This window comes from Streptomyces aquilus (assembly GCF_003955715.1).
Classification (GTDB): domain Bacteria; phylum Actinomycetota; class Actinomycetes; order Streptomycetales; family Streptomycetaceae; genus Streptomyces; species Streptomyces aquilus.
This window is the reverse complement of sequence record NZ_CP034463.1, coordinates 6,566,294-6,592,962: the sequence shown is the minus strand read 5'-3', so window position 1 is coordinate 6,592,962 and position 26,669 is coordinate 6,566,294. Positions and strand designations below refer to the sequence as shown.

Genomic DNA, 26,669 nt, shown 5'->3' with positions numbered 1-26,669 from the left:
AGTGGTATAGGGCCTAATCGACCCGACTATGCCGCACGAATGGTCGACAACTCCCTGTGACCAGCGGGGAGTCGGTTTCGGCCGTCAGGCCCCGCCGGTTTCCTTCCGGGTGTGGAGCTGCCGGGCCACCTCCGCGATCGACCCCGAAAGGGAGGGATACACGGTGAACGCGTTCGCGATCTGTTCGACGGTCAGGTTGTTGTCGACGGCGATCGAGATCGGATGGATCAGTTCCGAGGCGCGCGGCGCGACGACCACACCGCCGACCACGATGCCGGTGCCCGGACGGCAGAAGATCTTGACGAAGCCGTCGCGGATGCCCTGCATCTTGGCGCGCGGGTTGCGCAGCAGGGGCAGCTTGACGACCCGCGCGTCGATCTTGCCCGCGTCGACGTCGGCCTGCGTGTAGCCGACGGTCGCGATCTCCGGGTCGGTGAAGACGTTGGAGGAGACGGTCTTGAGGTTCAGCGGGGCCACCGCGTCGCCCAGGAAGTGGTACATGGCGATGCGGCCCTGCATGGCGGCCACGGACGCGAGGGCGAAGACACCGGTCACGTCACCGGCGGCGTACACACCGGGAGCGGTCGTCCGCGACACCTTGTCGGTCCAGATGTGCCCGGAGTCGCGCACCTTGACGCCGGCCTCCTCCAGACCGAGGCCCGCGCTGTTGGGGATGGCGCCGACGGCCATGAGGCAGTGGGTGCCGGTGATGACGCGGCCGTCGGAGAGGGTGACCTCGACGCGGTCGCCGACCCGCTTGGCGGCGGCGGCACGGGAGCGGGCCATGACGTTCATGCCGCGGCGGCGGAAGACGTCCTCCAGGACGGCGGCGGCGTCGGGGTCCTCACCGGGCAGCACGCGGTCACGGGAGGAGACCAGGGTGACCTTGGACCCGAGGGCCTGGTAGGCACCGGCGAACTCGGCACCCGTGACACCGGAACCGACCACGATGAGCTCTTCCGGCAGCTCGGTGAGGTCGTAGACCTGCGTCCAGTTGAAGATGCGCTCGCCGTCGGGCAGCGCGTCCGGCACCTCGCGGGGGTGGCCGCCGGTCGCGATGAGGACGGCGTCGGCGACGAGGGTCTCCTCGCTGCCGTCGGCGGTGCTGACGACCACCTTGCGGGAGCCGTCGAGCGCCTGCATGCCCTCCAGGCGGCCGCGGCCGCGCATGACCCGGGCGCCGGCCCGCGTGACGGAGGCCGTGATGTCGTGCGACTGCGCGAGCGCGAGGCGCTTCACACGCCGGTTGACCTTGCCGAGGTCCACGCCGACGACCCGGGCGGCCTGCTCCAGGGGTGGCGTGTCGTCGGCCACGATGATGCCGAGCTCTTCGTACGACGAGTCGAAGGTGGTCATCACCTCGGCCGTAGCGATAAGGGTCTTCGACGGCACGCAGTCGGTCAGCACCGACGCTCCGCCCAGACCGTCGCAGTCGACGACGGTCACCTCCGCGCCGAGCTGCGCCGCGACCAGCGCCGCTTCGTATCCGCCGGGTCCGCCACCGATGATCACGATCCGAGTCACGTACTCCATTGTCCCGCACGCTTCAAGGTGCTACTGCCCGGGGCCCCGCCCGAGACGTCACTGTTACGGGAGAGACGCCGGATGCACCTGCCGTACCCTCTCCCCATGTCGCTCTACGCCGCCTACGCCGGCAATCTCGACGCCCGGCTGATGACGCGCCGCGCACCGCACTCGCCGCTGCGCGCCACGGGCTGGCTCAACGGCTGGCGGCTCACCTTCGGCGGCGAGCAGATGGGCTGGGAGGGCGCCCTCGCGACGATCGTCGAGGACCCGACCGCCCAGGTGTTCGTCGCGCTGTACGACATCGCCCCGCCGGACGAGGAGTCCCTGGACCGCTGGGAGGGCGTCGGGCTCGGCATCTACCGCCGGATGCGGGTACGGGTGCACACCCTCGACACCGAGGAGTCGGCCTGGGTGTACGTCCTCGACGCCTACGAGGGCGGCCTGCCCTCGGCCCGCTACCTCGGCGAGATCGCGGACGCGGCGGAGTCGGCGGGCGCGCCGCACGACTATGTGATGGAACTGCGCAAGCGCCCCTGCTGACCCGCGCGGCAACCGGAGTCACGCCCTTCGTTGGAAACGACAAGACAACGATCGCCATCCCGTTCGCTCTGTCATCTACGCGCGTAGGCCGGAACCGGCTACGCTCATCCGCGTGAACGCATCTCTTCTTCCGGACGACATCCAGGGCGACCCGCACGCCGCCGCCGACGCCGCCGCCGCGCGCCTGCGCGAACTGACCGGCGCCGAGACCCACGACGTCGCCCTCGTGATGGGCTCCGGCTGGGCGCCGGCCGTGGACGCCCTCGGCGCCCCCGACGCCGAGTTCCAGGTCACCGAGCTGCCCGGCTTCCCGCCGCCGGCGGTCGAGGGCCACGGCGGCAAGATCCGCTCGTACCAGATCGGTGAGAAGCGCGCTCTGGTCTTCCTGGGCCGCACGCACTACTACGAGGGCCGCGGCGTGGCGGCGGTCGCGCACGGCGTCCGTACGGCGGTGGCGGCGGGCTGCAAGACGATCGTCCTCACCAACGGCTGCGGCGGTCTGCGCGAGGGCATGCGCCCCGGCCAGCCGGTCCTGATCAGCGACCACATCAACCTCACGGCGACGTCCCCGATCGTCGGCGCGAACTTCGTCGACCTGACGGACCTGTACTCGCCGCGGCTGCGCGCCCTGTGCAAGGAGATCGACCCGACCCTCGAAGAGGGCGTGTACGCGCAGTTCCCCGGCCCGCACTACGAGACCCCGGCGGAGATCCGCATGGCCCGGGTCATCGGCGCGGACCTGGTCGGCATGTCGACGGTCCTGGAGGCGATCGCCGCGCGCGAGGCGGGTGCGGAGGTGCTGGGCATTTCCCTGGTCACCAACCTCGCCGCCGGTATGACGGGCGAGCCCCTCAACCACGAGGAGGTCCTCCAGGCGGGCCGCGACAGCGCGACGCAGATGGGCGCCCTCCTGGCCCAGGTGCTCGGCCGCATCTGACCGCCCCGTCTCGGTCGGCTGGAAGGTGAACCATTCAGTCGGCCGAGACGCGTGGGCGCGAGCACCCTCACGCACCCGCACCGCACACACGACGAGAGGCTGACCCCGGTGCACGACGACGACCTCATCACCACCGCCAACACCTGGCTCGCCGAGGACCCCGACCCCGAGACCCGTGACGAACTCGGCAAGCTCATCGAGGCCGGGGACGTCACCGAGCTCGCCGCCCGCTTCAGCGGCACCCTCCAGTTCGGCACCGCGGGCCTGCGAGGCGAACTCGGCGCGGGCCCCATGCGCATGAACCGCGCCGTCGTCATCCGCGCCGCGGCCGGCCTCGCCGCGTACCTGAAGAAGCAGGGCAGCACCGACGGCCTCGTCGTCATCGGCTACGACGCCCGCCACAAGTCCGCGGACTTCGCCCGCGACACGGCGGCGGTGATGACCGGCGCGGGCCTGAAGGCCGCCGTCCTCCCCCGCCCCCTCCCGACCCCCGTCCTCGCGTACGCCATAAGGCACCTCGGCGCGGTCGCCGGCGTGGAGGTCACCGCCAGCCACAACCCGCCCCGCGACAACGGCTACAAGGTCTACCTCGGCGACGGCTCCCAGATCGTGCCGCCCGCCGACGCGGAGATCGCGGCGGAGATCGACGCGATCGCGAGCCTCCACGACGTCCCCCGCCCGGACGCCGGCTGGCAGACCCTCGACGACGCCGTCCTCGACGCCTACCTGGCCCGCACGGACGCCGTACTGGCCGCGGACTCCCCCCGCACCGCCCGCACCGTCTACACGGCGATGCACGGCGTCGGCAAGGACGTCCTCCTCGCGGCGTTCGCCCGGGCCGGCTTCCCCGCCCCGGTCCTCGTCGCCGAGCAGGCCGACCCCGACCCGGACTTCCCGACCGTCGCCTTCCCCAACCCGGAGGAGCCCGGCGCGATGGACCTCGCCTTCGCGACGGCCCGTGCGACGGACCCGGACCTGATCATCGCCAACGACCCGGACGCCGACCGCTGCGCCGTCGCCGTCAAGGAGCACGGCGACTGGCGGATGCTGCGCGGCGACGAGGTCGGCGCCCTGCTCGCCGCCCACCTCGTGCGGCGCGGCGCCCGGGGCACGTTCGCCGAGTCGATCGTCTCCTCCTCGCTCCTCGGCCGGATCGCCGAGAAGGCCGGACTGCCGTACGAGGAGACCCTCACCGGCTTCAAGTGGATCGCCCGCGTGGACGGTCTGCGGTACGGCTACGAGGAGGCCCTCGGCTACTGCGTCGACCCGGACGGCGTACGCGACAAGGACGGCATCACGGCGGCGCTCCTGATCACGGAGCTCGCGTCCGTCCTCAAGTCCGAGAACCGCACGCTCCTCGACCTGCTGGACGACCTCGCCGTCGAGCACGGCCTGCACGCCACCGACCAGCTGTCCGTGCGCGTCGAGGATCTGTCGGTCATCGCCTCCGCCATGCGGCAGCTGCGCGAGCAGCCGCCCACCGAGCTCGCCGGACTCGCCATCACCAAGGCCGAGGACCTCACCCGGGGCACGGACCGGCTCCCGCCCACGGACGGCCTGCGCTACACCCTCGACGGCGCCCGGGTCATCGTCCGCCCCAGCGGCACCGAGCCGAAGCTGAAGTGCTACCTGGAGGTCGTCGTCCCGGTCGCGACGCACGCCGACCTCCCGGCGGCCCACGCCAAGGCGACGGACGTACTGGAGACGATCAAGCGGGACCTGTCGGCGGCGGCCGGCATCTGACCGCCACGCTCAGGGGCGCCCCGGACCACGAGGGGCGCCCCAACGGGTGATTTCGCGCCCGCATCCCACACCCGCTCCCCTGCCCGGGAAACGGTGGACGGACAACCGTCCCCCGAGCCCCGGAGCCGCCCCGTGTCCTCGACCGCCCCCAGCATCCCGGGCAGCCGGCGACCCGACACCGCGCCCCAGACCCGCCTCCTCGCGCCCACCCCGCGCCGGGCCGCCCCCGCCCTCCTGGCCTACGTCGCCGTACGCCTCCTCGGCCTGCTGTTCCTCGGGTTCTGGGCGCACCGGCAGGGCCATGGCGTCTGGCCGGTGCTGGCGACGCAGTGGGACGCGAAGTGGTACCTGGGCATCGCCGACCACGGCTACGCGCACGCGCTGGGCACCGCGTACGACGCGAACAACCTGGCCTTCTTCCCGCTCTACCCGGTGCTGGTGAAGGCGGTCGCGGCCGTCACCCCGGGCAGCCGTGCCACCGTCGGCCTGCTGATCGCCGTCCTCGCCTCGCTCGCCGCGGCCTGGGGGATCTTCGCCGTCGGCGACCGTCTGCACGGCCGCCGCGTCGGCATCCTGCTCACCACCCTCTGGGCGGCTCTCCCGGTGGGGCTCGTGCAGTGGATGGGCTACACGGAGTCCCTGTTCACGGCATGCGCCGCGTGGGCCCTGTACGCCCTCCTCGCCGACCGCCCCCTCACGGCGGCCTGGCTCGCGGTCCTCGCCGGTCTGACCCGCCCGACCGGCGTCGCGGTCGCCGCCGCGGTGTCGGTGACCTGCCTGCTCGCCCTGCGCCGCGGCTTCTCGGCACGCGCCCTCACGGCCGCCCTCCTGGCCCCGCTCGGCTGGTGCGGGTACGTCGGCTGGGTGGGCCTGCGACTGGGCCGCTGGGACGGCTATTTCGCCGTACAGCGGCTGTGGCACAACGACGTGGACGGCGGCCGCGAGACCCTGCGCCGGTTCCGGGAGCTGCTGGCCCAGGACTCGACGCCCGAGCTGTTCCTGGTCCTGGTGACGGTGACGCTGCTGGCGTCGACGGCGTTGTTCGCCCTGTCGCTCCGAGACCGTCAGCCGCTCCCCCTGCTCCTGTTCACGGGCGTGCTGCTGACGATCGTCCTGACCAGCGGCGGCGTCTACTTCCCGCGCGCCCGCTTCCTCCTCCCGGCCTTCCCGCTCCTGCTCCCCCTCGCCGTCCGCCTCCTCCGCCTCCCCGCCCACTACCGCGCGCTGGCGCTGACGGGGGCGGTGCTGGGGTCGGCGTACTGGGGGGCGTACATGGTGCTGGTGTGGCCGAGCGCGCCGTAGCGGACCCGCTCAGGGCATCAAGTACAGGACCGCCGTCCAGGCGAGGAGCAGTGCCAGCGTGACCGGCCACAGGCGGCGGTCCCGCTCCCGTGCGTCGATCCCGCCCGTCGGCCGGACCTCCGGGTCCTTCCACATCGCCGTGATCTCGGCGGCGACCCGCTCGTAGGGGTGGACGACGCCGAGTCTCCGTTCCAGCCAACGCCAGCGCAGTGTGAACGCCGACCACTGCGCGAAGGTGGCGCGGCGGCTGTCGATCTTCAGCTCGTTGCCCTTGCAGCGGACGATCCGGATGTGGTCCCACGCGACGTGCTGGGTACGGCGGACCCCGTTGAACCACAGCCCTGCGCTGTCCGCGGTGATGCGCCAGCCGACGCAGTAGGTCAGCAGCCAGGCCCCGCAGAGCGCGAGGGCGGCGCCCAGGACCCACCGCCACACCCCCGTCTCGCTCCACGCCCACTGCCCGGCCCACAGCACGACGGCCGTGGCGCTGAGCCAGTCGGGCCACCCGGCCCGCCAGCGCCGTACGGCACCCGGCTTCGGGACCGGGGGTGCCACGACGGCCCGCTTCTCCTTGCGGAGCGCACGGCGTACGGCGCCCTCGGACACCGGTCGTACCGGCCCGGTCGAGCACTCGACGACGGGCGGCCCGTCCGGCTCCTCGTCGGCGGTGAGGAGCACGACCTCGGCGCCGTCGTAGGGAGCGCCGTAGAGGACGGCCTCGCGCAGCGGCCCGGGAGCGTCGTCGTCGAGCCGGTCGAGGAAGGCGTTCAGCTCCTCCTCGTCGACCTCTTCGTCCTCTTCGTCCTCTTCGTCCTCGTCGTTCTCGTCGTTCTCGTCGTCGAGCTCCAGCGTCGAGACCGTGAACAGCGGGCGCAGCGCGCCCACGTCGTCGGCGGCGAAGACCTCCGTGTCGACGTCCGCGTTCTCCCGCACCAGCACCCGCAGCACCGGCACCGGCTCCCGGCGCAGCGCGACGGCCCGGCGGCGGCCCAGGGCGGCGGAGAGCAGGACGGTCAGGCCCAGCCCGGCCAGGTAGAGGCCGCAGGTGCCGATCCCCTCGCGGTCGACGACGTCGTCCCAGAGGCCCGAGGTGGCGCTCGCCGCGGCCCCGGCCACCGTCACGACGGAACCGAACCAGGCGAGGCCCTTCCCCCGCGGCACCGGCCGGTCGGCGTACGGCACCGGCGCGCTGACGCCCCCGGCCGCAGCGAGGGCTGCCTCGCGCTGCCGCTTCCGGGCGGCGAGCCGGATCTCGGCGGCCCGTGCGCACAGCCCCGCGAGAACGGCGCAGGCCAGGAGAAGCGGCCAGGAGGGCTCCAGTCCCACGACCATGACGACCGCCGTCGGCGCGGTGAACCGGACGACCTCGGGCCGGGTCACCAGCCACACCGGCTGGAGCCCGAGGAACGCGGCGAGCACGAGCGGCACGTCGTCCATGACGGCGACCGGCAGCAGCGCGGCGCCCATCCCGAGCACCACCACCGCCATCACGGTGTCGGTCTTGCGCGGCACCGGCACCCAGCGCGGAGGCAGCGCGTCGGTCCAGCGCCGGGCCTGCTCCCCGCCCCAGGACGGACAGCCGTCCGGTATCGCGGAGGCGGGCAGCGGCAACGGCCGCGCAGGATTCGTACTCATCGTCTTCCAGACGTTCGGACCACGCCGGTGGTTGCGGTCCTCGGGTCCGGTCCGGCCGTGAAGGTCGTGACCGGTCCGGCTGTGAAGGTCGGGAAGGGCGCGGGTCAGCCGGCGGCAAGCAGGACCGCGGGAGTCAGCCGGTGGCGAGCAGGATCGTCAGCAGGACCGCGCCCGCCAGGGCCGGCGCCAGCACCTCGTACGCCCAGCGCACCGACACCTCGCCCTGCGCGCTCTCCGCCTTCTCCCGTGCCTCCCACAGCTCGCGCAGCTCGTCCATGACCTTGTCGGTCTCGGCGCGCAGCGGACCGTCGGCGGCGTCCGCGGCGGCAGCGGTGGAGCCGGCGCCCGGGAAGCCGAGGCCGCCCATTCCCCGGGTACGTGAGCCGCCACGAGCGCCGGACTCGGCCCGGGCGGTGCGCCGTGCCGCCTTCTTGCGGGCGCGCAGGGACACCGGGATGGCCCAGAGCTGGTACTTGGTGCCGGAGGCGGCGACGACCTCGTTGGAGTAGCTGGAGCGGAACGCGGCGACCTGGCTCCAGGGCAGCACGATCACGCGGAACGGGTTGCGCACGCGCAGCCGGTCCTGGCCCGCGAAGACGGCCGGGCGCAGGGTGAAGGCGACGACCACCGGGATCACCAGGATCATCGTGGCGAGCGCCAGCCAGGGCACCCGGTCCGAGCCCTGGACCAGGGCGTCGATGCCGAGCCAGACGGCGATGGCGAGCAGCAGCACGCCTCCGGCGATGGCCGCGGGTGAGCGGTAGATCCGGTCCTTGGTCGTCATGGGGCCGATTCTGCCCGACGGGCCGGCGGCGCTCATACGCGGTGGCCTCCGACGGGATGAGCATCCGGGGGTGTACAGCCGCTACGCGCGTAGATATGCTCGTGTGGTGACCATGCCCACCACTGCATCTCCCGCACACGCTCTTACGGACGTGACCGCGTCCGACAGCACGCTGCGTCGCTTCCTCCACGGGCTGCCCGGCGTCGACGCGGTCGGCCTGGAGGCGCGCGCCGCCTCCCTCGGCACCCGTTCCATCAAGACCACCGCGAAGGCGTACGCCATCGACCTCGCCATCTCGATGGTCGACCTGACGACGCTGGAAGGCGCGGACACCCCGGGCAAGGTCCGGGCGCTCGGCGCCAAGGCGGTCCACCCCGACCCGACCGACCGGACGACCCCCGCGACCGCGGCCGTCTGCGTCTATCCCGACATGGTGGCCGCCGCCAAGGAGGCCGTCGCGGGCTCGACCGTGAAGGTCGCCTCGGTCGCCACCGCCTTCCCGGCGGGCCGCGCCGCCCTCTCCGTGAAGCTGGCCGACGTGCGCGACGCCGTCGCGGCCGGTGCGGACGAGATCGACATGGTCATCGACCGCGGGGCGTTCCTCGCGGGCGACTACCTGAAGGTGTACGACGAGATCGTCGCCGTGAAGGAGGCCTGCGGGACGTCGTCCCGTCTGAAGGTCATCTTCGAGACCGGCGAGCTGTCGACGTACGACAACATCCGACGGGCGAGCTGGCTCGGCATGCTGGCGGGCGCGGACTTCATCAAGACGTCCACCGGCAAGGTCGCCGTCAACGCCACCCCCGCCAACACCCTGTTGATGCTGGAGGCCGTACGGGACTTCCGTGCCGCCACCGGCGTCCAGATCGGCGTGAAGCCGGCCGGCGGCATCAGGACGACGAAGGACGCGATCAAGTTCCTGGTCCTGGTCAACGAGACCGTGGGCGAGGACTGGCTGGACAACCACTGGTTCCGCTTCGGCGCCTCCTCGCTCCTGAACGACCTGCTGATGCAGCGTCAGAAGCTGGCCACCGGCCGCTACTCCGGCCCCGACTACGTGACGGTGGACTGATCCACATGGCATCTGCATTCGAGTACGCCCCGGCGCCCGAGTCCCGCTCCGTCGTCGACATCGCGCCCTCCTACGGCCTGTTCATCGACGGCGAGTTCACGGAAGCCGCCGACGGCAAGGTCTTCAAGACGGTCTCGCCGTCCACCGAGGAAGTGCTGTCCGAGATCGCCCAGGCGGGCGAGGCGGACGTCGACCGCGCGGTGCGGGCCGCCCGCAAGGCCTTCGAGAAGTGGTCGGCGCTGCCCGGCTCCGAGCGCGCCAAGTACCTGTTCCGCATCGCCCGGATCATCCAGGAGCGCAGCCGCGAACTCGCCGTCCTGGAGACCCTGGACAACGGCAAGCCCATCAAGGAGACCCGCGACGCCGACCTCCCCCTGGTCGCCGCGCACTTCTTCTACTACGCGGGCTGGGCCGACAAGCTCGACCACGCCGGCTTCGGTGCGAACCCGCGCCCCCTCGGCGTCGCGGGCCAAGTCATCCCGTGGAACTTCCCGCTGCTGATGCTGGCGTGGAAGATCGCCCCGGCGCTGGCGACCGGCAACACGGTCGTCCTCAAGCCCGCCGAGACCACCCCCCTGTCGGCCCTGTTCTTCGCGGACATCTGCCGCCAGGCCGGTCTCCCCAAGGGCGTCGTCAACATCCTTCCGGGATACGGCGACACGGGCGCCGCGCTGGTGGCCCACCCCGACGTCAACAAGGTCGCCTTCACCGGCTCCACCGCCGTCGGCAAGCAGATCGCCCGCACGGTCGCGGGCACGTCGAAGAAGCTGACCCTCGAACTGGGCGGCAAGGGCGCCAACATCGTCTTCGACGACGCCCCGATCGACCAGGCCGTCGAGGGCATCGTCAACGGCATCTTCTTCAACCAGGGCCAGGTGTGCTGCGCGGGCAGCCGCCTCCTCGTGCAGGAGTCGATCCAGGACGAGTTGATGGACTCCCTGAAGCGCCGCCTGTCCACGCTGCGCCTCGGCGACCCGCTGGACAAGAACACGGACATCGGCGCGATCAACTCCGAGGAGCAGCTGGCCCGGATCACCTCGCTCGTCGAGCAGGGCGAGGCGGAGGGCGCCGAGCGCTGGTCGCCGGCGTGCGAACTCCCCTCCTCCGGCTACTGGTTCGCCCCGACGCTCTTCACGAACGTCACCCAGGCGCACACCATCGCGCGGGACGAGATCTTCGGCCCGGTGCTGTCGGTGCTGACCTTCCGTACGCCGGACGAGGCCGTCGCCAAGGCCAACAACAGCCAGTACGGCCTGTCGGCGGGCATCTGGACCGAGAAGGGCTCCCGCATCCTCGCCGTCGCGAACAAGCTCCGCGCGGGCGTCATCTGGTCCAACACGTTCAACAAGTTCGACCCGACCTCGCCGTTCGGCGGTTACAAGGAGTCGGGCTTCGGCCGCGAGGGCGGTCGGCACGGCCTGGAGGCGTACCTCGATGTCTGACCGTTTGAGTGTCTTCAAGACCTACAAGCTGTACGTCGGCGGGAAGTTCCCGCGTTCCGAGAGCGGCCGGGTGTACGAGGTGACGGACTCCAAGGGCAACTGGCTGGCCAACGCACCCCAGTCCAGCCGCAAGGACGCCCGTGACGCGGTCGTCGCCGCCCGCAAGGCCTTCGGCGGCTGGGCGGGGGCCACGGCCTACAACCGCGGCCAGATCCTGTACCGCATCGCGGAGATGCTGGAGGGCCGCAAGGCGCAGTTCGTTCGCGAAGTGGCCGACGCGGAGGGCCTGTCGAAGTCGAAGGCGGCCGACCAGGTCGACGCGGCGATCGACCGCTGGGTCTGGTACGCGGGCTGGACCGACAAGATCGCCCAGGTGATCGGCGGCGCGAACCCGGTGGCGGGCCCGTACTTCAACCTGTCGTCGCCCGAGCCGACGGGTGTCGTCGTGGTCCTGGCCCCGCAGGAGTCGTCGTTCCTCGGCCTGGTCTCGGTCGTCGCCCCGGTCATCGCGACCGGCAACACGGCGATCGTCATCGCGTCCGAGAAGTCCCCGCTCCCGGCCCTCTCCCTCGGCGAGGTCCTGGCCACCTCGGATCTGCCCGGCGGTGTCGTGAACGTCCTGTCCGGCCGTACGGCGGAGATCGCGGCGCCGCTGGCCGCGCACCAGGACGTCAACGCGATCGATCTCGCCGGCGCCGACGACGTACTGGCGAAGGAGCTGGAGATCGCGGCGGCGGACAACCTGAAGCGCGTTCTCCGTCCACAGCCTGTGGATTACGCGACCGTTCCCGGGATCGACCGCATGACGGCGTTCCTGGAGACGAAGACGGTCTGGCACCCGACGGGTTCGCTGGGCGCGTCCGGCTCGTCGTACTGACGCGGGCCGCAGAGACCGGAGAGCCGCGTCTCCCCTCCGTCCGGGGGAGCCGCGGCTCTCCGCTGCGCCCAGGGGTGGTCTCAGCCGTTGCCGAGCAGGCTCGTGACCTGTCCGACCACCGGCATGCTCCCGATGGACTGGGCCTGCGCCACGGGCGCCGTGAGCATCTGCGTGGCGACCGGCTGGAAGTCGGCCACCTGGGTGCCGAGGCCGTTGTCGAGCGGGTCGACGCCCGTGCCCGCGAGAGGGTTGGGCTTGAGGCCGGCGACCGGGCCGGTGACATAGCCGACCGTGCCGGCGATGCCCTGGAGGCCGGCCTGCGGGTCGATCTGCCCCAGGGAGGTGGGCCGGGTGCGGACCAGCTCGTCGACGACCGGCTGGGTGTCCGCGGCGGCCGACGCGGCGCCTGCGCCCAGGGCCACGCCCGCGGTCGCGAGGGCGGCCAGGGCGCGCTGGGCGGTGGGGGTGGAGGAGGACGCGTGTCGGGCCATTGCTGCTGCCACCTTCGACTTGCACAGGGTAATCAGGTCGACACGAAGGGTAGTTGACGTGTGACGCGCGCTTCAAAGCCGACCCGCGGGGTCGTTGAACAGCAGGTGAATGCCTCACACTGGTGTCCCGTGAGTTCCCCTTCGTCCATAGCGACGCGCGTCGTGCTGCTCTGCGGCCCCTCCGGCTCCGGCAAGTCCCTTCTCGCGGCCCGCTCCGGCCTCCCGGTGCTGCGCCTCGACGACTTCTACAAGGAAGGCGACGACCCGACGCTGCCGCTGGTGGCGGGCAGTTCCGACATCGACTGGGACCACCCCGACTCGTGGGACGCGGACGCGGCGGTCGCCGCGCTCACCGAGCTGTGCCGCACGGGCCGTACGGACGTCCCGCAGTACGACATCTCGCTCAGCGCCATCACCGGCAAGGAGACCGTCGACATCGGGCGCACCCCGCTGTTCATCGCGGAGGGCATCTTCGCCGCCGAGATCGTCACGCGCTGCCGGGAGACCGGCGTCCTCGCCGACGCGCTGTGCCTGAGCCGCGGTCCCGTGCAGACGTTCCGCCGGCGTTTCCTGCGCGACCTCAAGGAAGGCCGCAAGTCCGTGCCGTTCCTGCTGCGCCGCGGCTGGCGGCTGATGCGCCTGGAGCGCACGATCATCGCCCGCCAGACGGCACTGGGGGCTCACGCCTGCGACAAGGACGAGGCACTGGGCCGCCTCGCGGCAGCAGCGGCGGGCCGCCGCCCGGCGGCTTCGACGCGGGCGGGCTGAACGTCTTCGGGGCCTCCGTCGTCGTAGGACCATGACGACGATCAGATGGGGAGCGCTGCTGGCGACGGCCGCGGTGCTGGCCCTGGCCGGATGCACGGAGTCGGACGGCGGCGCGGCCTCCTGCGCGGGGCTGGTGAGGTACGACGGGCGGGGCTATCTGCCCACCGAGAAGTCCGTCTTCACCGTCGGCGAGCGGCTGGGCACGGTGAGGGTCGAACCCTGCGACGACACCGGGGACGGCGTGTACGACGGCTCTGGCGAGCACGAGACGAACGCGTACGCCATCGAGGGCGTGGACCCCACCGAGAGCATCGCCGTGGGAGACAGCCGGGCCGACGCGGCTCCCATGACGGTCCACCGCTGACCGCGCACAAGAAAACGGGGCTGGACGGACCCCCCGGCCCTCCAGCCCCGCCATCCCCCGTGTTCCCCCGTGGTGCTTCCCCCGTGAAACCCCCCGGTTACTGCTCCCCCGTACTACCGCACCACCGTTACCGCTCCCCCGTGGTGGTGCTTCCCCGTGGTGGTGCTCCCCCCCAACCTTCAGGCGACAAGCTCCCCGAAGGCGTTCTCCTCGTCACGGCCGTGGCTGAGGACCTCGTCCTCGCGCAGCCGGCGGAGCGACCGCCAGATGCTCGACTTGACCGTGCCGACACTGATGTCGAGGATCTCCGCGATCTCCGGGTCGGTGCGGCCCTCGTAGTAACGCAGGACCAGCATCGTCCGCTGGAGTTCGGGCAGCCGGGCCAGCGCCTGCCACAGGACCGCGCGCAGTTCGGTGCCGCGCATCGCGTCCGTGTCGCCGGGCGTCTCCGGCAGTTCCTCGGTCGGGTACTCGTTCAGCTTGCGGCGGCGCCACGCGCTGATGTGCAGATTCGTCATGGTGCGGCGGAGGTAGCCCCCGACCGCGGCCTTGTCACTGATCCGGTCCCAGGCCTTGTACGTCGAGAACAGCGCGCTCTGCAGCAGGTCCTCGGCCTCGAAGCGGTCCCCGGTGAGGTGGTAGGCGGTTGCGTACAGGGAGGCACGGCGCTCCTGGACGTAGGCGGTGAACTCCGCCTCCGACAGTGACCGACGCTCCCCCGAGCCCTCCCCGTACGCCGCACCCCCGTGCGATTCCCCCGTGAAACCGTCAACCACCGTCATGTACGCGGTGTGCTGACGCCCGGTGCCGCGAGCGCACCCCCGCCCGCTCACGGCACCGGACTTCTCGGAACCCCGGCCCCCGTTCACGTCGTGCAGACGCGTGATCACTGCGCTGGTGCTGTTGCTGTGCAGCGTGTTCATCTCGCGCCCCCCGTCGTGGACTTCCGGTGTTCGGCTTGCTCAGGCGCTGGAGTTCGTTGCCGCTTCCTTGCCTGTGCCGAAAAGCTTGCCCTCGCACCTTCATGGCCGTGTCCGCCGACTGTCACAGACCTGTCACAGGGCCTTGTCCCAGGAATCGCACAGGCCGATCACTGAGTGCAGCGGTATGTGCACGTACCCGTACAGGTGTCGAAACCCCACCCCACCATGGGCCAGAATGAGCCCCGTGCCTTCCCTGTTGCTGATCGAGGACGACGACGCCATCCGTACGGCCCTGGAGCTGTCTCTGACGCGCCAGGGTCACCGGGTTGCCACCGCTGCCACCGGCGAGGACGGCCTGAAGCTGCTGCGTGAGCAGCGGCCGGACCTGATCGTGCTGGATGTCATGCTGCCCGGCATCGACGGGTTCGAGGTGTGCCGGCGCATCCGGCGCACGGACCAGTTGCCGATCATTCTGCTGACCGCGCGCAGTGACGACATCGACGTGGTGGTCGGCCTGGAGTCCGGTGCCGACGACTACGTCGTCAAACCCGTGCAGGGGCGGGTGCTCGACGCCCGAATCCGTGCCGTGCTGCGGCGCGGCGAGCGGGAGGCGAACGACGCGGCGACCTTCGGCAGTCTGGTCATCGACCGGGCCGCCATGACCGTCACCAAGAACGGCGAGGACCTACAGCTGACGCCGACCGAGCTGCGGCTCCTCCTTGAGCTGAGCCGGCGGCCCGGGCAGGCGCTGTCCCGGCAGCAACTCCTGCGCCTGGTCTGGGAGCACGACTACCTCGGTGACTCGCGGCTCGTCGACGCCTGTGTGCAGCGGCTGCGCGCCAAGGTCGAGGACGTGCCGTCCTCCCCGACGCTGATCCGTACGGTCCGTGGTGTCGGCTACCGGCTGGACACGCCTCAGTGACCCAAGCGCAAGGGGGGGTCCGCGGCTGGGCCGCGGCTCGCAAGGGACATCTGTCGCGGCTGCGTTTCACCAGTCTGCGGCTGCGGCTCGTCGTCGTCTTCGGTCTCGTCGCACTCACCGCCGCCGTGTCGGCGTCCGGGATCGCGTACTGGCTGAATCGCGAGGCCGTGCTCACCCGTACCCAGGACGCGGTGCTGCGGGACTTCCAGCAGGAGATGCAGAACCGCGCGGGCCTGCTGCGCGCCCACCCCGAGCAGTACGAACTCCAGCGCACCGCCCGGGAGATGGCAACGAGCAGCCAGCGCTTCAGCGTGCTGCTCGTCGCGCAGGACTCCGACGGCACGGACATCTCCGCCAACTCCGGTGCCCTGAACGGCTTCTCGCTCCAGGACGTGCCCAAGTCGCTGCGCACGGCGGTGAACGAGGAACAGAAGGTCGACTCCCACAACAAGTACGCGTACCACCTGTACTGGCAGCGCGTGGTGGAGGACGGCACCCCGTATCTGGTGGCCGGTACGAAGGTCATCAACGGCGGCACCACCGGGTACATGCTGAAGTCCCTGGAGCCGGAGGCGAAGGACCTCAACTCCCTTGCCTGGTCGCTGGGTATCGCGACCGGTCTCGCCCTGATCGGCTCGGCGCTGCTCGCGCAGGCCGCCGCCACGACCGTACTGAAGCCGGTGCACCGGCTCGGCGTCGCCGCGCGCCGGCTGGGCGAGGGCAAGCTGGACACCCGGCTGCGGGTGTCCGGGACCGACGAACTCGCCGATCTGTCACGGACGTTCAACGACGCGGCCGAGGCGCTGGAGAAACGGGTCGACGACATGGCCGCGCGGGACGACGCGTCCCGGCGGTTCGTGGCGGACATGAGCCATGAGCTGCGCACGCCGCTCACCGCGATCACCGCCGTGACGGAGATCCTGGAGGAGGAGCTGGAGGCGGAGTCGGGTTCGATGGACCCGATGATCGAGCCGGCGGTGCGGCTGGTGGTCAGCGAGACCCGCCGCCTCAACGACCTCGTCGAGAACCTCATGGAGGTCACCCGCTTCGACGCGGGCACCGCCCGCCTCGTCCTGGACGACGTCGACGTCGCCGACCAGATCACCGCCTGCATCGACGCGCGGGCCTGGCTGGACGCGGTCGACCTGGACGCCGAGCGCGGCATCCACGCCCGCCTCGACCCGCGCCGCCTGGACGTGATCCTGGCGAACCTGATCGGCAACGCCCTCAAGCACGGCGGCTCCCCGGTACGGGTGGCGGTGCGCACGGCGGACGCCGAGGGCGGCGAGGCCGCCGAGGTCGTCATCGAGGTGCGCGACCACGGGCCCGGCATCCCCGAGGACGTCCTGCCGCACGTCTTCGACCGCTTCTACAAGGCGAGCGCCTCCCGCCCCCGCTCCGAGGGCAGCGGACTCGGCCTCTCCATCGCCCTGGAGAACGCCCACATCCACGGCGGCGAGATCACCGCCGCCAACTCCCCCGAGGGCGGCGCGGTGTTCACGCTGCGGCTGCCCAGGGACGTGTCGGAGCTGGCGCAGGAGGGCGAGGAGAAGAAGAGCCCATGAGCGTACGACGTCTTCTCGCGCTGCCGGTGGCGTTGCCCGTACTGGCCGCGGTGCTCACGGGGTGCGGCATCCGGGCCACCGAGGTGCCGACCGACTTCGGTCCCGCGCCGTCCCGGGTGGCCTGCTCCGCCTCCTCGCCGGACATCTCGACGCAGTCCTCGCGCGGGCTGCCGGTGCAGGTGTTCCTGCTGTGCGGTGCGTCGCTGGTGGCCGTCGACCGGACGGTGAGCGTCGAGGACGGTACGGCGGACTCGCGGCGTCGGGTCGAGGTCGCGCAGGAGCTGCTCAACCAGCTCGCGGCGGCCCCGTCGTCCGGTGAGCAGGAGGCCGGGTACACCACCACGGTCCGCGACGGCATCACGGTGAGCGGGCCGCGTCCCGGGGACCCTGACGACACCCTGAGGCTCAGCTTCCCGCCGGACGCCCTCACCGACTCCGCGCTCGCCCAGATCGTGTGCACGTTCTCCGATTCGGCGGCGGCCGAGGGCGACGGCTCGGTCATCCTCGGCGGCCCGGACAAGGCCCCGCTGCGCAGTTACGAGTGCACGGACGACGTCCGGGCCGCCCCGAACACCGAGAAGGCGCCGTCCTCCGAGGTCACGGGCGGCTGACGGGCCCGGGCCGGGCGGTCGGCGTACCCCTGTGGCGCACGCCTCACCCAGGCGCATCGGGGTATTCCGGAACCGATCGCGCCGGGCCCGGCGTCTAGGGGGGCGTGCAGCGTGAAGGCTTCATCGGCGGCAACGCCGCGATCCGTGTCCGTGCGGCGGGGGGTGTCCTCCTCGTCGCACACCTCGCGTTCGTCGCCTGGTTCACGCTGCGTCCCCTGGACGTGCCCTGGGTGATGCCGCCCAATCTGACGCCGTTCGCCGGCATCCGGGCCGACCTGGCCCTGGGCCGGCCCGAGGCGGCCCGGCGGATCGCGGAAGGGCTGGCGCTGCTGGCTCCGCTCGGTGTGCTGCTGCCGACGACCCACGGCAGGCTGTGGACCTCGACGCTGGGGTCCCTGATCCGTACGGCCCTCGCGGGCGCCCTGGTCTCCCTCGGCATCCTGCTGCTCCAGACCGGCGTGCCCGGCCGGGTCCCGGACGTGGACTCCCTGCTCCTGAACACGGCCGGCGTGGTGCTCGCCCATGTCGCCGTCGTGCCCGTGTCCCGCTCCTGGCTGCGCCGCCACGCGCGGAGGGCCGTTCCCCAGGAGGAAGCGGCTCAGGGTCGGACCCCGACGTTTCCCAGGGTCGGGATCGCACCGTAGAGCGACGCTTTGCCCCCTTCGTCTCCGTAGCGTTGAAGGCAGATGAGGCGACCGGACAAGCCGGTGAAGAAGCCTCCGCGACGCTCACGAAGGAGCAGATGATGAACCGCCTTGCCCGCCCCACCCACGGCCGGATGATCGGCGGAGTGTGCGCCGCGCTGGCTCGGCGCTTCGGCACCTCCGCGACCACGATGCGGGTGATCTTCCTGCTCTCGTGCCTCCTGCCCGGCCCGCAGTTCCTGCTCTACATCGCGCTGTGGATCCTGTTCCCGTCCGAGGGCAAGGCCGACCGGACGCAGGCCGCCTGGTAACTCCCGCTCGCAGACACGCCGAGGGGGCGCACCCGGATCAACGGGTGCGCCCCCTCGGGCGTTCGAGGGCGCCGCTCAGCCCAGCGGGAGCCCGTTCACCGGCAGACCGTGCGTGGGCAGACCGGTCTGGCCCACCGGCAGACCACCGAGGAGGCCGGCGACCGGGGCGGTCGGGCCGTCGGCGAGCACCTTCTGGGCGGCAGGCTGCACCGCGGACAGGCCCGCGGCGACCGCCGGCTGCGCCTGCGACAGGGCCTCACCGGCACCGGGCAGCGCCTGGGAGACGTTCTCCGCCGGGAGCGTCCTGGTGACGGTGTCCAGCGCCTGGGAGGCGTCCGGAACGGCCGGGGCGGCGTTCGCGGCGCCCGCGCCGGTGGCGGCGAAGGCGGCACCGAGGGCGGCGACACCGAGGGTCTTGGCAGCAGACTGCTTCATGAAATTGCGTCCTCGAAATGAGATGACGGTGGGTGTGAGCGGTCCACGACCGTAAACATGCCAGGCCACCCGCCGCAAACATCGAAATGCGGACGGTTGGTGAATGCCCGTCCGCATTTCGATCCCCCCTTTGTCACTCGATCAGCCCTCATCTCCCACAGAACCGCTGGTGGAGGCGGTCTGCTGGAACAGCCATTCGGACTTCAGCTCGGCATATCCGGGCTTGATGACGTCATTGATCATCGCCAGTCGTTCATCGAAAGGAATGAACGCTGATTTCATCGCATTGACGGAGAACCACTGCATGTCGTCGAGCGTGTAGCCGAATGCTCCGACCAGATGCTCGAATTCCCGGCTCATGCTGGTGCCGGACATCAGCCGGTTGTCGGTGTTCACCGTGGCCCGGAAATGCAGCCGCCGCAGCAGCCCGATGGGGTGCTCGGCATAGGAGGCGGCGGCCCCGGTCTGGAGGTTGGAGCTGGGGCACAGCTCCAACGGGATGCGCTTGTCGCGGACGTACGAGGCGAGCCGGCCGAGCTTGACGCTCCCGTCGCCCTGCACCTCGATGTCGTCGATGATCCGCACCCCGTGCCCGAGCCGGTCGGCGCCGCACCACTGGAGCGCCTGCCAGATCGACGGCAGCCCGAAGGCCTCGCCGGCGTGGATGGTGAAGTGGTTGTTCTCCCGCTTGAGGTACTCGAAGGCGTCGAGGTGCCGGGTGGGCGGGAAGCCGGCCTCGGCACCCGCGATGTCGAAGCCGACGACGCCCAGGTCGCGGTAGCGGTTGGCGAGTTCGGCGATCTCCAGGGCGCGGGCGGCATGCCGCATGGCGGTGAGGAGGGCGCCCACACGGATGCGGTACCCGTCCTCGCGGGCCCGCCGCTCACCTTCCCGGAAGCCCTCGTTGACGGCCTCGACGACCTCTTCGAGGGTCAGCCCCTTCTCCAGGTGCTGTTCGGGCGCGTACCGCACCTCGGCGTAGACGACCCCGTCCGCGGCGAGGTCCTCGGCGCACTCGGCGGCGACCCGCACCAGCGCGTCCCGGGTCTGCATCACGCCGACGGTGTGCGAGAAGGTCTCCAAGTACCGTTCCAGCGAACCGGAGTCGGCGGCCTCGCGGAACCAGATGCCGAGCTTGTCGGCGTCGTGCTCGGGGAGTTGGGTGTACCCGGTCTCCCGGGCCAGCTCGACGATCGTGCCGGGACGCAGCCCGCCGTCGAGGTGATCGTGCAGCAGAACCTTGGGCGCCCGGCGGATCTGGTCCGAGCTCGGGGTCTTCCCCATCCGGTCAGTCTGGCTCGTCATTTCCGCACTCTAACTCCTACGCGCGTAGATCGCGCGGTGTACAACACCGCCGATACGTAACGGTGACCGCCCCGACAGGTGGCGTACACCGTTGCTTCTGACACTGTTCTGTCATGGCACAGCAATCGACGCCGGTTCGCACGGCCCGGCTGGGGCGGGCACCGGGCCCGGAACCGACGGCGGTGAGCGGCGTGGTGCTGCTGCTCCCCGGCGGCGAGGAGGTCTCCGAACGCAGGCCGTCGCCCATGATGGCCAACGCCGCCGTCCGCGCCCTCGGCCGCCGACTGGCCCGCGCGGGCCGCGAGGACGGGCTGGCCACGCACGTCGTCCACTACCGCTATCGCGGCTGGAACGGCTCGGAGGCCCATCTCGCGCGCGACGCGGCGTGGGCCGCGGACGAGGTCGTACGACGTTACGGCGACGTCTCCGTGTGCCTCGCCGGAGTCGGGATGGGCGGCCGGGCGGCGCTCCACGCGGGCGGCCACGAGGCCGTCAACTCCGTCGTGGCGCTGGCCCCTTGGCTGCCGGAGGAGGATGTGGCGGCGCCACCCGAACCGGTGAAGCAGCTCGCGGGGCGGCGGGTGCTGGTCGTGCACGGCACGCATGACGAACGGACCGACCCGGAGCTGTCGTTCCGCCTCGCGGCGCGGGCGAAGAAGGCGAACCGGGATGTGTGCCGGTTCGAAGTACACGCCGATGGCCACGGGTTGCGGCAGTACCGGGAGGAAGTCCTGGCGCTGGCCGAGGACTTCGTGATGGGGGCGTTGTTCGGGAGGCCGTTGTCGCGACCGGTGGAGGACGCGTTGGCCGCTCCGCCGCCGCTGGGATTGCGGATGCCGTTGGCTTCTGGGTTCGGGCGGAGTCTGCGGCGGTAGAGCTCGGTGGGCTGAGGTTGTCTTCGGGGTGCGGGTCGTCTGTGGCCGGTCGCGCCCACGCAGCGGAGCCGCACATCGACACAGCCCCGCGCCCCTTCAGGTCAGCAAGCTCCCCCTCTTCGAGAGCAGGAACTTCTTGAAGGCGGCCACTGGCGGGGTGTCCGGGTGGCCGTCGAGCCATGCGACGCCGATTTCCCTCGCCGCTCTCGGCGCCGTGACCGTCAGTTCGGCAACTCCCGGGCGGGCCACCGCCGGAGGCGGGAGCAGGGCCACCCCCAGCCCCGCCGCCACCAAACCCCTCAGCGTCTCCGCCTCCTCCCCCTCGAAGGCCACCCTCGGGCGGAAGCCCGCCTCCTTGCACAGGTCGTCGGTGATTCTGCGCAGTCCGTAGCCCGGTTCCAGGGTCACGAAGGTCTCGTCGGCGGCCTCGGCGAGGCGGATGCGCTTGCGGGAGGCCAGGGGGTGGTCGGCGGGCACGACCAGGCGGAGTTTCTGTTCGTCGAGGCGGCGGGCGACGAGGTCCGGGGCGTCGGGCACGGGCGAGGTCAGACACAGGTCCAGCTCACCCGCGCGCAGCCGTTCGATCATCGCCTCGCCGTAGTTCTGGACGAGGCTGAAGCGGACGCGGGGATGGTCGGCGCGGAAGGCGCGGATCAGGCCGGGGACGGTCTCGGAGCCCATGGTGTGGAGGAAGCCGAAGGCGACCTTGCCGGTGGCCGGGTCGGCGTCGGCGCGTACCTCCTCGGCGGCGCGTTCGATCTCGGCGAGGGCGCGTTCGACGTGTGTGAGGAAGGCGCGGCCGGACGGGGTGAGGGAGACCGTGCGGCCGATGCGGGCGAACAGGTCGACGCCCAGGTCCTGTTCGAGGCGGACCATCGCGCGGGAGAGCGTGGACTGGGGGACGTTCATCTCCAGGGCGGCCCGGGTGACGTGCTCGGTGCGGGCGACGCCGGCGAAGTAGGCGAGCCGCGGGGCCAGCAGCATCGACATCTCCGACGTGTCTTCTGTGTCACTGGACGGTGACAGGCGGGGCTGTGAGCTGGGTTGATGCACCATGGGAACGATTATGGCGAGTTCATGCATTGGACGCATCAACGCAGGTGGTCGTAGCTTCGAGTCATGCCTGCCAGTACCGAGGCGTCCACCACCCGCGTGGGCGCCGACCCCGTCGTTCCTGTCGTCGACTCCCGTCTGTCCCCGGGCGGCCCCGGTTACCGCCGGATGAGCTTCGCCCTCTTCCTCGCCGGTGTCGCGACCTTCGCCCTCCTCTACTCCACGCAGGCCCTTCTGCCGCTGATCTCCGACGAGTTCGGGGTGGCGGCGAGCGACGCGAGCTGGACGGTGGCGGCGGCGACGGGCGGGCTGGCCCTGTTCGTGCTTCCCATGAGCGCCCTGTCCGAGCGGTTCGGACGGCGTACGGTCATGACGGCCTCGCTGGCCGTGGCGGTGACGGTCGGGCTCCTCGTCCCGCTCGCGCCCTCGCTGCCGGCGCTGGTCGCGCTGCGGGCGGTGCAGGGTGCGGCGCTGGCCGGGCTGCCGGCCTCCGCGACCGCGTATCTGGCGGAGGAGGTCCGCCCCAAGGCGCTGATCACCGCTATCGGTCTCTTCGTCGCGGGCAACAGCGTCGGCGGGATGAGCGGCCGGGTCATCACCGGATGGGTGGCCCAGGAGTGGGGCTGGCGGGTCGCGCTGGCCGTCATCGGGGTCATCGCCGTCGGCTGCGCGGTGGCGTTCCGGCTGCTGCTTCCGGCGCCGAAGCACTTCGTCGCCGGGTCGCTGCGGCCCCGGGTGCTGGTGGGGACGGTCCGCGACCACCTCGCCAACCCGCTGCTGCGTCGGCTGTACGCGATCGGCGCGCTGTTCATGACCGTCTTCGGCGGCGTGTACACGGTGATCGGCTACCGGCTGACGGAGGCGCCGTTCGGGCTTCCGCAGGGCATCATCGGGTCGATCTTCCTGATCTACCTGGTGGGCACGGTGTCGGCGTCGACGGCCGGTCGGCTGGTCGGGCGTCTCGGACGCCGGGGCGCGCTGTACGCGGCGGGCGCGACGACGGCGACGGGGCTGGTCCTGTCCCTGGCCGACTCCCTCGTACTGGTCCTGCTCGGCCTGGTCCTGATCACCGGCGGCTTCTTCGCGGGGCACGCGGTGGCGTCGTCGGCGGTGAGCAAGACGGCGACGGAGGGCCGCGCGCAGGCGTCCGCGCTCTACCAGTCGGCGTACTACATCGGGTCGAGTGCCGGTTCCACGGTCGGCGCGCTCGCTTTCCACGCGGGCGGCTGGGCCGGGACGGTGGGGGTTGGTCTGCTGGCGGTGTTCGGCGTGGTCACGATCACGCTCCTGGGTACGCGTGCGGCTCGGGTTCAGCAGCGGCTCCTGACTGCCTGAGCCGCACGTCCGCTCCCCCCTGTCTTCCCCCTGGTCGAGGTCGGTCGGCCAGGGGGATTGGCTTTCTGACCTGCGTGTTTGCCTGCTCCGGGGGCCATTGTCAGTGCCCTGCGATAGCTTCGAACGTGCTGGGCGCGAAGGCGCGACACAGAACGGCCACAGGGGTGGGTGGACGACGATGACGGACACGACTACGGCGGATCTCGACATCAGGCTGGAGAAACACCGGGTCGAGCTGACCGGGTACTGCTACCGGATGCTCGGTTCCTCCTTCGAGGCCGAGGACGCGGTGCAGGACACGATGGTCCGGGCCTGGCGGAGCTACGAGAAGTTCGAGGGCCGGTCGAGTCTGCGCTCGTGGCTGTACCGCATCGCGACGAACGTCTGTCTGGACATGTTGTCCGCGGGCAACAAACGCGCCCGGCCCATGGATCTCACCGAGTCCACCCCCCTCGCCCAGGCCGCCCTCTCCCCCCGCCCGGACCACACCTGGCTGGAGCCGATGCCGGACGCCCGCATCCTGCCCACCGTCGAGGACCCGGCGGAGGCTGCCGTGGCCAAGGAATCCGTGCGGCTCGCCTTCATGGCCGCCCTGCAACAACTGCCGCCGAAGCAGCGGGCGGTGCTGATCCTGCGCGAGGTGCTGGCGTGGAAGGCCAGCGAGGTCGCCGAGTTGCTCGGCACCACGGTCGCGTCGGTGAACAGCGCCCTCCAGCGGGCCCGCGCGACCCTCGCCGAGAGCGACGGCAAGCAGGGCGCGGAGGCGGCCGTCTCCAACCCCCTCGACGAGGAGCAGCAGAAGCTCCTGGACCGCTATGTGGCGGCCTTCGAGGGGTACGACATGACGGCCCTGACGGCGTTGCTGCACGAGGACGCCATCATGACGATGCCGCCGTTCGACCTGTGGCTGACGGGCCACGACGACATCACGGGCTTCATGACGACGCTCGGCTCGGCCTGCGAGGGCTCGCGGCTGGTGCCGGTGCAGGTCAACGGTCTGCCGGGCTTCGCGCAGTACAAGCCGGACCCCGAGGAGGGCGGCTGGACCCCCTGGGCGGTGCAGGTGCTGGAGATCTCAGACGGTCGGCTCACCGGGTTCCACTTCTTCCTCGACACCCAGCGGTGGTTCCCGCTGTTCGGCCTCCCCCTCCATCTCGACGCTCTCGAAGCGGAGTCCGACCAGGTCGAGGAGGGCGTGTAGGGCCGGGTCGGGATCGCGCAGTCTGATCCGTCCCCCGGCCCGCCGGGCGGTCAGCTGGAGCCGCGCGAGCAGGTCCACGACACCGAGCCCCGGCGGCCCCAGACCGCCTACGTCACAGATCACGACCCCCGCCCCGGTGGCCTCCAGCAGGCCCCGCACGTCGTCGCACAGCCCCGCCACCTCGTCCCGGGTGACGGGGCGGGTGAGCACGAGTACGGCGGGTGTCAGGGAAGCGTCCACGAGCGGTAGACCGGGCGGAAGGGCGGAACTCATCGCGGGGCGTCCTCAAGGTCGTCGCTGCCGGGCCGTCGCGGCGGTGTCCGCCGATCGGGATCACATTGACCTGCGACCCTTCTGCCCCGGAGGGTTAGGTGCATGCCCCACATATCGGCACCGCCCCTGATCTCGCACGCCCTTCTCACCGGTGAGGAGGCTCCGTGCAGGGAGTGCTGACGGGCTTCGCCGTGATCGCGGTCGTGATCGGCGTCGGCTATGTCATCGGTCTGCGCGGCTACTTGGGCGACCAGGGGCGTGAGGTGCTGACCAAGCTCGCCTTCCATGTCGCCTCCCCCGCCCTGCTGTTCACCACCCTGGCGAAGGCCGACCTGTCGGTGGTCTTCTCCAGCCGCCTGCTGGTGACGGCGCTCAGCACGGCAGCGGCGGCGGGCGTCTTCGTCGCGGTGGGTGTCGTACGGCACTGGGGGGTGGGCCGGACGACGATCGGCGCGCTCTGCTCCAGTTACGTCAACTCCGGGAATCTGGGCATCCCGATCGCCGTGTACGTCCTCGGCGACGCCTCGCTGGTGGCTCCGGTGCTGCTGTTCCAGCTGGTCCTCGTCGCGCCGATCGCGGTGACGGTCCTGGATCTGTCCGGTGACGGTGACAAGGGGCCGCTCGGCCGCCGGCTGCTGACGCCGCTGCGCAATCCGATCGCCGTGGGTTCCCTGGCAGGCGTGCTGGCGGCGGCGACCGGCGTGCACGTGCCGAGCCCGGTGATGGACCCGCTGACCCTGATCGGCGGCATGTCCGTCCCGGCGGTCCTGCTCGCCTTCGGCATCTCCCTGTGCGGCAGCACGATGCCGGGCAAGGGCCCCGACCGCGCTCCGGTCCTGCTGTCGGTCGCCCTGAAGTCGTTCGGCCAGCCCGCGCTCGCCTGGGTGCTGGCGGCGGGCGTCTTCGGCCTGCGCGGCCACCAACTCCTCGACGTGGTGGTCACCTCGGCACTCCCGGCGGCGCAGAACCTCTACACGTACGCGTCCCAGTACGGGGTCGGCGAGCGGCTGGCGCGGGACTCGATCCTGGTGTCGACGGTGTTGTCGGTACCGGTGCTGGTGGTGGTGGCGGCGTTGCTCGGCTGACTCACGTCTCCGGGAACTCGCCGGTGTCGATGACGAGGTCGAAGGGGGCCGGAACCGTCAGGAGCTCGCCGAACTTGGCGACGGCCAGGGGCCGGTAGACATCGCCCCGCGGTTCGCCGTAGAGCGTCGCGGTGGGGCCTTCGGGGGCCCAGCGGTCGACCAGGAGGTAGAGCGGGATGCCCGCGGAGGCATAGGCGGCCGGCTTGCTCACGCGGTCGTGGCGGGCGTTCTTCCTGGAGGTGATCTCTACTACGAGTTCCGCGAGGGCGGCCGGAAGGCAGCTGTCCGCCTCGGTGCACTCCTGGACCGGCGCCACCAGGATGTCCGGGATGAACATGCCCAGCCGCGACGGGACGGCGATGGCCTGGGTCTGGAAGACCCCCCAGTCCTCGGGGATCACCCCGTAGAGGCGCCGCTGCACCGGCTCGACGGTGCCGTGGTGAGCCTGGGCGGAGTAGGGCGTCACCGTGATCAGCCCATCGATGATCTCCACCTTGCAGCCCTTGGGGACGTCGGTCTGCCCCCATACCCAGACGAGTTCGTCCCACTCACTGTCCGTCAGGATGTAGTCGCCTTCGCATGCCCTCATGCCCACATCCAACACGCCGAACGGGACCGGCGGCAGTCCACCGATCCCGTTCACCGGAAA

27 protein-coding genes and 1 pseudogene are annotated in these 26,669 nt (G+C 71.3%); 18 read left to right on the top strand and 10 right to left on the bottom strand.

Annotated elements, in window-relative coordinates; translation table 11 throughout:
- Window positions 1–84: 84 nt before the first annotated feature.
- Complete coding sequence (locus EJC51_RS30475; protein ID WP_126274002.1) at window positions 85–1,533, bottom strand: NAD(P)H-quinone dehydrogenase; 1,449 nt, start codon at window positions 1,531–1,533, stop codon at window positions 85–87.
- A gap of 96 nt (window positions 1,534–1,629) precedes the next feature.
- Here EJC51_RS30475 and EJC51_RS30470 point away from each other — a divergent pair, with 96 nt between their 5' ends.
- The 4 genes from EJC51_RS30470 to EJC51_RS30455 all read left to right on the top strand — a co-directional run bounded on the left by EJC51_RS30470 (window position 1,630) and on the right by EJC51_RS30455 (window position 6,049).
- Window positions 1,630–2,067 (top strand): gamma-glutamylcyclotransferase family protein, encoded by a 438-nt coding sequence (locus tag EJC51_RS30470; RefSeq protein WP_126274001.1) that lies wholly within the window; start codon window positions 1,630–1,632, stop codon window positions 2,065–2,067.
- Between the two features lie 112 nt (window positions 2,068–2,179).
- Window positions 2,180–3,004, top strand: coding sequence for a purine-nucleoside phosphorylase (locus EJC51_RS30465; protein WP_059192697.1), 825 nt, complete (start codon window positions 2,180–2,182; stop codon window positions 3,002–3,004).
- 108 nt (window positions 3,005–3,112) lie between these two features.
- A complete protein-coding gene (locus EJC51_RS30460; protein WP_126274000.1) occupies window positions 3,113–4,747 on the top strand; it encodes a phospho-sugar mutase in 1,635 nt (544 codons plus the stop codon).
- Window positions 4,748–4,879: 132 nt separating this feature from the next.
- Complete coding sequence (locus EJC51_RS30455; RefSeq protein WP_399578655.1) at window positions 4,880–6,049, top strand: hypothetical protein; 1,170 nt, start codon at window positions 4,880–4,882, stop codon at window positions 6,047–6,049.
- Window positions 6,050–6,058: 9 nt separating this feature from the next.
- On the opposite strand, the gene EJC51_RS30450 is transcribed toward EJC51_RS30455, so the two are convergent.
- Together EJC51_RS30450 and EJC51_RS30445 are read right to left on the bottom strand one after the other, a co-directional pair.
- Entirely contained in the window at window positions 6,059–7,684 is a 1,626-nt protein-coding gene (locus tag EJC51_RS30450) for a hypothetical protein (RefSeq protein WP_126273999.1), read from the bottom strand.
- Between the two features lie 133 nt (window positions 7,685–7,817).
- The gene (locus EJC51_RS30445; protein WP_244362919.1) at window positions 7,818–8,468 is read right to left on the bottom strand and encodes a PH domain-containing protein; all 651 of its coding nucleotides are present in this window, start codon (window positions 8,466–8,468) and stop codon (window positions 7,818–7,820) included.
- A gap of 106 nt (window positions 8,469–8,574) precedes the next feature.
- Between EJC51_RS30445 and deoC the strand changes: the two genes are divergently transcribed.
- From deoC to EJC51_RS30430, 3 genes are read left to right on the top strand one after another with little or no spacing between them, the layout of a single operon-like run.
- Window positions 8,575–9,540, top strand: coding sequence for a deoxyribose-phosphate aldolase (deoC, locus tag EJC51_RS30440; RefSeq protein WP_373559687.1), 966 nt, complete (start codon window positions 8,575–8,577; stop codon window positions 9,538–9,540).
- A gap of 5 nt (window positions 9,541–9,545) precedes the next feature.
- On the top strand, window positions 9,546–10,982 hold the full coding sequence (locus EJC51_RS30435; protein WP_126273997.1) for an aldehyde dehydrogenase family protein: 1,437 nt from the start codon (window positions 9,546–9,548) through the stop codon (window positions 10,980–10,982).
- Window positions 10,975–11,859, top strand: a complete 885-nt coding sequence (locus EJC51_RS30430) for an aldehyde dehydrogenase family protein (protein ID WP_126273996.1) — start codon at window positions 10,975–10,977, stop codon at window positions 11,857–11,859. The genes EJC51_RS30435 and EJC51_RS30430 overlap by 8 nt, the downstream gene beginning before the upstream one ends.
- A gap of 80 nt (window positions 11,860–11,939) precedes the next feature.
- Here EJC51_RS30430 and EJC51_RS30425 read toward each other — a convergent pair whose 3' ends face one another.
- Window positions 11,940–12,350 carry a hypothetical protein gene (locus EJC51_RS30425; protein ID WP_126273995.1) on the bottom strand — a complete coding sequence of 137 codons (411 nt, stop codon included), beginning with the start codon at window positions 12,348–12,350 and terminating at the stop codon, window positions 11,940–11,942.
- A gap of 60 nt (window positions 12,351–12,410) precedes the next feature.
- On the opposite strand from EJC51_RS30425, the gene EJC51_RS30420 reads away from it, so the two are divergent.
- Entirely contained in the window at window positions 12,411–13,118 is a 708-nt protein-coding gene (locus EJC51_RS30420) for a uridine kinase family protein (RefSeq protein WP_126273994.1), read from the top strand.
- Between the two features lie 31 nt (window positions 13,119–13,149).
- A complete protein-coding gene (locus tag EJC51_RS30415) occupies window positions 13,150–13,482 on the top strand; it encodes a DUF6281 family protein (protein WP_126273993.1) in 333 nt (110 codons plus the stop codon).
- Between the two features lie 179 nt (window positions 13,483–13,661).
- Here the strand turns inward: EJC51_RS30415 and EJC51_RS30410 are convergent, their stop codons facing one another.
- Entirely contained in the window at window positions 13,662–14,405 is a 744-nt protein-coding gene (locus EJC51_RS30410; RefSeq protein WP_059192707.1) for a SigE family RNA polymerase sigma factor, read from the bottom strand.
- Window positions 14,406–14,649: 244 nt separating this feature from the next.
- On the opposite strand from EJC51_RS30410, the gene afsQ1 reads away from it, so the two are divergent.
- From afsQ1 to EJC51_RS30385, 5 genes are all read left to right on the top strand, one after another.
- The gene (gene afsQ1 / locus EJC51_RS30405; protein WP_013001223.1) at window positions 14,650–15,327 is read left to right on the top strand and encodes a two-component system response regulator AfsQ1; all 678 of its coding nucleotides are present in this window, start codon (window positions 14,650–14,652) and stop codon (window positions 15,325–15,327) included.
- Window positions 15,324–16,892, top strand: coding sequence for a sensor histidine kinase (locus EJC51_RS30400; RefSeq protein ID WP_126273992.1), 1,569 nt, complete (start codon window positions 15,324–15,326; stop codon window positions 16,890–16,892). The genes afsQ1 and EJC51_RS30400 overlap by 4 nt, the downstream gene beginning before the upstream one ends.
- Window positions 16,889–17,503 (top strand): hypothetical protein, encoded by a 615-nt coding sequence (locus EJC51_RS30395; RefSeq protein WP_126273991.1) that lies wholly within the window; start codon window positions 16,889–16,891, stop codon window positions 17,501–17,503. Before EJC51_RS30400 ends, EJC51_RS30395 begins: the two co-directional genes overlap by 4 nt.
- 104 nt (window positions 17,504–17,607) lie before the next feature.
- On the top strand, window positions 17,608–18,147 hold the full coding sequence (locus EJC51_RS30390; RefSeq protein ID WP_126273990.1) for a VanZ family protein: 540 nt from the start codon (window positions 17,608–17,610) through the stop codon (window positions 18,145–18,147).
- A 101-nt stretch (window positions 18,148–18,248) separates the two neighbouring features.
- The gene (locus EJC51_RS30385; protein ID WP_059193179.1) at window positions 18,249–18,458 is read left to right on the top strand and encodes a PspC domain-containing protein; all 210 of its coding nucleotides are present in this window, start codon (window positions 18,249–18,251) and stop codon (window positions 18,456–18,458) included.
- Between the two features lie 75 nt (window positions 18,459–18,533).
- On the opposite strand, the gene EJC51_RS30380 is transcribed toward EJC51_RS30385, so the two are convergent.
- Both EJC51_RS30380 and EJC51_RS30375 read right to left on the bottom strand, forming a co-directional pair.
- Window positions 18,534–18,893 (bottom strand): ATP-binding protein, encoded by a 360-nt coding sequence (locus EJC51_RS30380; protein ID WP_126273989.1) that lies wholly within the window; start codon window positions 18,891–18,893, stop codon window positions 18,534–18,536.
- A gap of 141 nt (window positions 18,894–19,034) precedes the next feature.
- A complete protein-coding gene (locus tag EJC51_RS30375; protein ID WP_126273988.1) occupies window positions 19,035–20,198 on the bottom strand; it encodes an adenosine deaminase in 1,164 nt (387 codons plus the stop codon).
- Window positions 20,199–20,311: 113 nt separating this feature from the next.
- On the opposite strand from EJC51_RS30375, the gene EJC51_RS30370 reads away from it, so the two are divergent.
- Window positions 20,312–21,073: a prolyl oligopeptidase family serine peptidase gene (locus EJC51_RS30370; RefSeq protein ID WP_126273987.1), complete on the top strand. Its 762-nt coding sequence runs from the start codon at window positions 20,312–20,314 to the stop codon at window positions 21,071–21,073.
- Window positions 21,074–21,169: 96 nt separating this feature from the next.
- Here EJC51_RS30370 and EJC51_RS30365 read toward each other — a convergent pair whose 3' ends face one another.
- Window positions 21,170–22,129 (bottom strand): LysR family transcriptional regulator, encoded by a 960-nt coding sequence (locus EJC51_RS30365; RefSeq protein WP_126273986.1) that lies wholly within the window; start codon window positions 22,127–22,129, stop codon window positions 21,170–21,172.
- 63 nt (window positions 22,130–22,192) lie between these two features.
- Here EJC51_RS30365 and EJC51_RS30360 point away from each other — a divergent pair, with 63 nt between their 5' ends.
- Both EJC51_RS30360 and EJC51_RS30355 read left to right on the top strand, forming a co-directional pair.
- A complete protein-coding gene (locus EJC51_RS30360; RefSeq protein WP_126273985.1) occupies window positions 22,193–23,461 on the top strand; it encodes an MFS transporter in 1,269 nt (422 codons plus the stop codon).
- Window positions 23,462–23,639: 178 nt separating this feature from the next.
- Window positions 23,640–24,662, top strand: coding sequence for a sigma-70 family RNA polymerase sigma factor (locus tag EJC51_RS30355; RefSeq protein WP_126273984.1), 1,023 nt, complete (start codon window positions 23,640–23,642; stop codon window positions 24,660–24,662).
- A 30-nt stretch (window positions 24,663–24,692) separates the two neighbouring features.
- Here EJC51_RS30355 and EJC51_RS48890 read toward each other — a convergent pair.
- Window positions 24,693–24,935: pseudogene (locus EJC51_RS48890) on the bottom strand (STAS domain-containing protein); the annotation flags it as partial.
- A 164-nt stretch (window positions 24,936–25,099) separates the two neighbouring features.
- Between EJC51_RS48890 and EJC51_RS30345 the strand changes: the two are divergent.
- Window positions 25,100–26,020 carry an AEC family transporter gene (locus tag EJC51_RS30345; RefSeq protein WP_126273983.1) on the top strand — a complete coding sequence of 307 codons (921 nt, stop codon included), beginning with the start codon at window positions 25,100–25,102 and terminating at the stop codon, window positions 26,018–26,020.
- A 1-nt stretch (window position 26,021) separates the two neighbouring features.
- On the opposite strand, the gene EJC51_RS30340 is transcribed toward EJC51_RS30345, so the two are convergent.
- Window positions 26,022–26,609, bottom strand: coding sequence for a Uma2 family endonuclease (locus EJC51_RS30340; RefSeq protein WP_126273982.1), 588 nt, complete (start codon window positions 26,607–26,609; stop codon window positions 26,022–26,024).
- Between the last annotated feature and the right edge of the window lie 60 nt (window positions 26,610–26,669).